9 protein-coding genes are annotated in these 7,069 nt (G+C 43.7%); 1 reads left to right on the forward strand and 8 read right to left on the reverse strand.

Going from position 1 to position 7,069, the window contains the following annotated elements; translation table 11 throughout:
- The 4 genes from AC1U9U_RS14610 to spo0A all read right to left on the reverse strand — a co-directional run.
- Positions 1–900 (reverse strand): ABC transporter ATP-binding protein (locus AC1U9U_RS14610; protein ID WP_479961285.1); only part of this gene is annotated, 900 nt, incomplete at its 3' end.
- Between the two features lie 15 nt (positions 901–915).
- On the reverse strand, positions 916–1,959 hold the full coding sequence (locus AC1U9U_RS14615; protein ID WP_479961286.1) for an ABC transporter permease: 1,044 nt from the start codon (positions 1,957–1,959) through the stop codon (positions 916–918).
- 13 nt (positions 1,960–1,972) lie between these two features.
- Entirely contained in the window at positions 1,973–2,890 is a 918-nt protein-coding gene (locus AC1U9U_RS14620; RefSeq protein WP_479961287.1) for an ABC transporter permease, read from the reverse strand.
- A gap of 364 nt (positions 2,891–3,254) precedes the next feature.
- Positions 3,255–4,052 (reverse strand): sporulation transcription factor Spo0A, encoded by a 798-nt coding sequence (gene spo0A / locus AC1U9U_RS14625; RefSeq protein WP_479961288.1) that lies wholly within the window; start codon positions 4,050–4,052, stop codon positions 3,255–3,257.
- 431 nt (positions 4,053–4,483) lie between these two features.
- On the opposite strand from spo0A, the gene AC1U9U_RS14630 reads away from it, so the two are divergent.
- The gene (locus AC1U9U_RS14630; protein WP_479961289.1) at positions 4,484–4,669 is read left to right on the forward strand and encodes a ferredoxin; all 186 of its coding nucleotides are present in this window, start codon (positions 4,484–4,486) and stop codon (positions 4,667–4,669) included.
- A gap of 93 nt (positions 4,670–4,762) precedes the next feature.
- Here the strand turns inward: AC1U9U_RS14630 and AC1U9U_RS14635 are convergent, their stop codons facing one another.
- The 4 genes from AC1U9U_RS14635 to AC1U9U_RS14650 form a co-directional block, all read right to left on the reverse strand.
- On the reverse strand, positions 4,763–5,647 hold the full coding sequence (locus AC1U9U_RS14635) for a DUF1858 domain-containing protein (RefSeq protein WP_479961290.1): 885 nt from the start codon (positions 5,645–5,647) through the stop codon (positions 4,763–4,765).
- A gap of 22 nt (positions 5,648–5,669) precedes the next feature.
- Entirely contained in the window at positions 5,670–5,816 is a 147-nt protein-coding gene (locus tag AC1U9U_RS14640) for a hypothetical protein (protein ID WP_479961291.1), read from the reverse strand.
- A gap of 183 nt (positions 5,817–5,999) precedes the next feature.
- A complete protein-coding gene (locus AC1U9U_RS14645) occupies positions 6,000–6,461 on the reverse strand; it encodes a hypothetical protein (protein ID WP_479961292.1) in 462 nt (153 codons plus the stop codon).
- Positions 6,462–6,661: 200 nt separating this feature from the next.
- Positions 6,662–7,012 (reverse strand): recombinase, encoded by a 351-nt coding sequence (locus AC1U9U_RS14650; RefSeq protein WP_479961293.1) that lies wholly within the window; start codon positions 7,010–7,012, stop codon positions 6,662–6,664.
- Positions 7,013–7,069 lie beyond the last annotated feature (57 nt).

Consider the following 7,069-nt stretch of genomic DNA (forward strand, 5'->3'; position numbering starts at 1 on the left):
GCAGATTTTCATACAGGAACGACAGCGCGGAGCAAAAGGACACCCCGCCGGGGGATTAAGCATATCCACCGGTAAACCTTCAATGGGCACCAATTGTTTGTGTTCCTGGTCGTTTATATTAGGCACACTCTGGAGCAAGCCTTTAGTATATTCATGAGAAGGTTGATAGAATATTTCATCTGCGGTGCCGGTTTCTATCACCTTGCCGGCGTACATAACCGCAATGCGGTCGCACATACCGGCTACAACCCCGAGGTCGTGGGTAATAAGAATAATCGACATCCCCAACTTTTCTTTCAGACTCATCATCAGCTCAATAATCTGGGCCTGAATCGTCACATCCAAAGCGGTAGTGGGTTCATCAGCGATCAGCAGTTTAGGTTCGCAGGCCAAAGCGATGGCAATCATTACCCGTTGGCGCATGCCACCGGACAGTTCATGAGGATACTGTTTTAAACGCTTTTCAGGCTCGTTAATGCCTACCAACTGCAAAAGCTCCCGAGCGCGCTCGTTCGCTTCTTTCCTGTTCTTGTTGGTATGCAAAAGTATGACCTCCCGGATCTGGTTGCCGATAGTATAGACCGGGTTAAGGCTGGTCATCGGGTCCTGAAAAATGATGGAAACCTCATTCCCCCTGATCTCACGTAACTCCCGTTCCGTCATCTTATTGATATGGTGCCCGTTAAAATAGAGATCGCCGCCGACCAGACGGCCGGGATGAGCCGTCAAGCCCATCAGACTGTATGAGGTAACTGATTTTCCGGAACCACTCTCCCCCACAATACCCAGCACTTCGCCTTCGCGGACGTGCAGAGACACATCATTAAGCGCCTTTACCTCGCCTGCAGGGGTAAAGAAGGAGAGTCTCTCGTTGCGGATATCAACTAAATACTCTTTCATTATGTTTCTCCTTCCTTAACTCTTCATCTTAGGGTCGAATGCATCCCGCAAACCATCACCTAATAGGTTAAAACTAAGAATGATGAGGCTGATCAGCAAAGCCGGCGCCATCAACAAGTAAGGATAGCTGTTCAAACCGTTGAGGGCATCGCTGGCCAAGGAACCCAAAGAAGGCAAAGGAACAGCGACCCCCAAGCCGAGGAAGCTTAAGAAACTCTCCGTGAAAATAGATGAAGGAATCTGCAGTGTCGTGGTAACAATTAAAGTACCAATGCAGTTGGTCAAAAGATGCTTACGGATGATCCGACCGCTACCTGCACCTAAAGCTTTGGCAGCCGTCACATACTCATTCTGTTTAAGGGCCAGCACCTGGCTGCGGACAATCCGCGCCATGCCCACCCAGTACAACAAGGCAAACACCAAGAAAATACTGATAAGGTTAGGGCCAACCGTCTGAATCCACCCAAAACCGGGTTTTGCTGCCAAGATGGCCAAGGGATCTCTAATTGCAAAAGAAATCAATACGATCAACAAAATATCCGGTACAGTGTAGATAATATCTACGATACGCATCATGAATAGATCAACCCAGCCGCCAAAAAAGCCGGACACGGAACCGTAAACAGAACCAATAAGCAATATGATAGCAGAGGCTACTAAACCAACAATTAAAGAGATACGGCTACCTACCATGACGCGGACAGCATAGTCGCGGCCCAAATTATCCGTTCCCAGAATATGTGGAAATACTTTTTCTCCGGCATCAATACGAACTTGTTCCTGAGTGGAATAGGTCATGGGTTTAAGGTACTCGGAACCCTGAATCTGCTGTTCATATTTATAAGGATAAAAGCTGGGGACGATAAAAGAAAAAAACATAACAACCAGAATGACCGTGAGGCTGACCATAGCCACCTTGTTTTTCCTTAGTCGGCGCATGGCATCCTTCCAAAAGCTGACGCCGGGACGCATCTGAGTGAGGCTTTGCTTTTCTGCGTCGGTTGCAGGCAGAAAATCTTCGACCTTTAGTTGAAAGCTGAGTGGATTTTTTTCAGTCATTTTCTGCCCTCCTTTATTTGAGTTGAATACGCGGATCAATAAATTTATAGAGGATATCGATCAGCGCATTAATAACGATAACAAGCGTTGCCAAGAAAATCGTCGTACCCATTATAACAGTGTAGTCGCGGTTGACGATGGAACTGACGAACTGACCGCCTAAACCAGGAATTACGAAAATTTTCTCTACGATGAAACTCCCGGTCAGGGTGAACGCCAGCATCGGGCCAACATAAGTGATCACAGGCAGAATTGCGTTGCGCAGGGCATGCTTGAAAAGACTCTTCATCTGGGAAAGACCCTTGGCACGGGCCGTTCGCATATAGTCCTGACCGATCACATCAAGCATAGATGAACGCATCAGTCGGGTAATATAGGCTGTCGGGTAGAAGGAAAGGGCAAATACCGGAAGGATATAATGAGCCGGTGTGGTAAGGCCCATCGTCGGCAATACTCCTAAGTAAACGCCGAACACATACATGCCTACGGTACAGATAACAAAACTTGGGAAGGCAATGCCGCAGGTTGCGATGACGATAATCACATCATCAATCCATTTACCACGGTTAAGCGCAGAAATACTTCCTAAAGGAATCCCGATACAAAGTGCTGTGAGCACAGCAATACCGCCCAGCTTGGCTGAAACCGGAAACTTGCTGACAATGATATCACTAACAGTGCGACCCCGCTGTTTTAAACTCAAACCAAAATCACCGTGGAGAGCACTTAGCATGTAGTTTTTATACTGTACAATCAGCGGTTTGTCCAATCCGAATTTCTCATTGAGTGCGGCCTGAGCTTGTGCACTTATGGATTTTTCCGCGACAAATGGACCACCCGGCACCATGTTCATTAGGAAAAAAGTAATGCTTGCAACCACGAAAATTGTCATTACTGCTAGAATAATTCGCTTAATAATGTATTTTATCATTTACTAAACTCCCCTACTTTTTTCATAACCTCTCCCGTCATAAAAGCAAATTGGACGTAGCACCTACGCCCGAATTTTCACCTAGTCATCCTTGACCTAAAAAAACAAAGATGCGATTCAATTTTAACAATCTGGACTAGCTTTGTCAATTTGCAAAATCTAGATATATTTCTCATTTTTATTTCTTATAACAAGGGAAAATCACTGATAAAAAGGCCAATAGACACAATATTCCGAAGAGAATATCAACTTTTTTCCAAACGCCTTTATCTAAAGAAAATAAAAAAACTGCTGATTACTTTAATTTAATCAACAGTTTGAAAGCTTTATGTAAGATTCGATAATATGATACTCAACAGTTTTATCAGCTTACTTTGCTCATGACTCTTAGCTTGTCGGCTAATAATGCTATGAATTCTGAGTTGGTAGGTTTTTGTCTTTCAATATTCATTGAATAACCAAAAATTCTTTTGAGGGTTTCAGTATGTCCCCGTTCCCAAGCCAATTCAATAGCATGCCTGATTCCCCGCTCCACACGGCTGGGGGCGGTATCATACTTTTTAGCGATTGCCGGATAAAGTTCTTTGGTCACAGCTCCAAGTAAGGAGACATCTTCGACAACCATGAGAATCGCGTCTCTTATGTACTGGTAACCTTTCACATGGGCCGGAATCCCGATCTGATGCATCATATTGGTTACTTCCGCCCCTAGGTTCACACTGCTTCCAACATTGGTCACCGAACTAACTGCGGAAGACACGGGAGCCGACGATGCTGTCGGAATGCTCTGGGTTAAACTGCGAATTCGTTTGCCCAGTATTTCCAGATCGGAAGGTTTTAAGATAAAATAATCTACTCCTAAAACCATGGCCTGATGAGTTAGCGATTCTTGCCCAAATGCAGTGAGCATAATCACCTTTGGTCGATTTGCAGCAGCCCTACAATTAATTCTTTCCAAAACACCTAACCCATCCAAACTTGGCATAACCAAATCGATAATAACCAGATCAGGTTCTTGGGACTGAATCAGATCCCAGGCCTCTACACCATTGTACGCTAACCCTACCACCTCGAGGTCGTCCTGGCTATGAAGAAAATCCTGCAGCATTTGGCATAAATTCCGGTTATCATCGGCCACGACAATTTTAACTCTTTTTCCCATTTTAATTATCATCCTGCCTTACGAAATTTTTCCGGCCTATATCTCGCTATAATGTCATTATTTTTCTTACCTTTTTGCCGGTGACCCTATTATACGTTAGCTTCCATGTCGAAAACGCAAAAAAAAGGGAACTCTCATAATTAACCATTTTTAATCAATCCCTTTGAAATTAAGGGTTTTCTGAATCATCTTGTATTAATTTTCTCGTTAAATATTTCCATTATTCTCCAGCCTGGTCAATGCCCGGGGCATTTTCACGAATCTACAAGAATATTAAGTCTTAATATCGGTAAGTTTTCCGTAAAAAGTTGCAACGGTATTTAGTACCGCCCAATTATAAATTTCATTGCCCTTCAGTTCTTACTAAATGCATAACCATTCAATAATAAGGGAACATTTAACCTGAGTTTAATAAAGGAGGGTATTGGTTAATGAAAGCATATGTAGACGAAAACTGTATAGGCTGTGGTGCTTGTGCATCCATTTGCCCGGAAGTATTCCAAATGAATGATGAGGGATTAGCTGAAGCTTATGTAGACCCTGTTCCCAGTGAACTTGAAGAGTCTGCTCAGGAAGCGGCAGATGACTGCCCCGTGGATGCAATTCATCTTGATTAATAATATTTAATTATAATAACATACGGGGGCGTATCAAGTAGATACGCCCCCGAAATTTTTGGACCATATATTTAGCTTCCCTATGGAAATACGTTAAACACTAATTACCTCTTTAGCCACTTCTTGAAGCTCTTCTAAGCCAATTCGGTCAATCAGCCTTCCCAGTCGTTCTTGGGGTTTTGCTTTTTCTTTATAATAATCTATGACTGCATCCATAACGGGGATGAGCTGATCTCCTTGGAGATTCTCAATCAACAAGTCTCCACGGCGGGGTTTTACGCCGCCATTTCCGCCTACATAAACGTGGTAGCCCTTACTTGTTCCCATAATACCCAGATCCACATTCATAGAATCGGTACACTTATTGGGACACCCGGCCATACCGATTTTGAATTTAGAAGGAAGAGACATCCCATGGTAACGCTTATCGATCTCCATACCGATACCCAAAGTCTCTTGCAAGCCGCGTTTGCAAAATGTACTCCCCGGGCAAACTTTAACATTACGGACACAGAGGCCCACAGCATGTCCGGGGTCCATACCCAGATCATCCCAAGCCTTGGGAATATCTTCGGAATTTAAGCCTACTATGGCAATCCTTTGAGCAGAGGTAACTTTAATCGCTGCTGCCTGGTATTTTTCCGCTACATCGGCAATTTTACGCAATATCTCCGGGGTAGCAACTCCGGCCGGAATATGTGGGGCAATTGCATAAGTCTTTTTGTCCATTTGCAAGATTGCGCCCTTCGGCTGAGCCTTAGCTTTTGCTTCCTCAGACATTTCTCCTTGCTCTACGGCATTAACTGCTTCCAGTAGTTTTTGCGGATCAAGTTTATGCATCTGAGCGGCATTAAGCAAGGTTTCATTCACAGAAAAAGGGCAGCCCAAGCAGTGCAGACCCAATTCCTGCATGGCTTCGACCGTCTTCGGGTTGGCAGCCATAATATCCTTCAGCTTCATATCTAATGTAAATCTCATCTTAAAAACACCTCAAATATTCTTAGCCATGAATCAACATCGGCAAACAATGAACACAAACATGCTTTTCATCCCCTTGGTGAACATAAGTCATAACAGGGGTGAGTTCGCTGGTAGTCCCACAATGGGAGCACTCTAATTCTACATTTTCTTTCTTAGTATCGGCCATTATTATGATCCTCCTTTGATATTATGGCTTAATCGTAGCAAAGGGCGAAAACAAATGGTGTGACCTAGCGCACTTCTACGTGTGTTTTTATGAACACCTAACCATTCTTACTATTTCAGTCTAAACCTTTATGAAAGGAATTATACTTACCAAAGCAAAAACGCGCTTGCCAGCGCGTTAGACCTATCCTTGAGAGGCCAAGGATTGAGCATTAAGTTTTTGAATTTGATTAATTTTCCACCCCAGGTCAGTAGGTTGAGTTTCCATTAAGTAAGTTTCTACGATCTTTTCCTTAATTGGAGATGTCCATTCCACATTAACCAGCACAATATTCGGATTTGGATAGTTCCCAAACTCCAGCTTTTTTAAGCTGATTAAAGGATTGTCTTTGACCCGATTTTTCCACAGAGCATATTCCTGCTGCCCCAAGGGATTTAAGTTCTTGGGGTCAATGAGCTGTTCGGCCAGATCGAGCTGCCTTGTGTCTAAATAACCCCAAAAACGTTGGACCGCTGCCTGGGGTGAATCTGCATATTGGGGCTCCGACAAAGCTACCATAACTGCTTGGGGTGACTTCCAGGCAACTATTCCAAATAAACAAATTAAGGTTATTCCCAACAGCCAGACATAACGACTACGAGTCATGTCCTCCCTCCTTGCTTGTCTTTTCTCTAATACTTATGGGAGGGAGGGCTCTTTAATGTCATGTCTTAAGTAAATATTTCTTAGTTGAATACTTTACGGAGAAAACCGAGTATGAACTCAGGCAAACGGACATAGTAAACCTTCATTCAAATCACCTCTTTCCTTCTCAATAGTCTATGCATTGGTTCACTAGGTGGGACTTAAATTATCTGGTAATTTTTCACTGCTTCTTCAAGTTGGGCAACGAGCAGTTTTTCTTCCTCTGTGCTTGCCGTAAAGTAAAGTCGTCCGATGATCGAGCTGATGATCCTCAAGACATCCTCAACAACTAGTTTCTCTCTCATCGCCAATTGTGCACTTGTTTCAACCAGGGCAATGCCAAATTGATGCCCAACTCCTTCTTTCATTGTTTTCATGCAGGTTTTCCCTAATAGTCTCATCACCATAGAGGCCTCTTGGGCATCGAGCTGACGAATTGCATCAATAACTGTAGTTAATCCCTGAACCATTCTTAACCCCACATTGGCCCAATTAACTTGTTGATTATCCATGTTCTTCCCTCCATGCGAGTGTTTCCGTGCCATACTATATGCAAGGGGACTAGAATG

This window comes from Desulfitobacterium sp. (assembly GCF_982384815.1).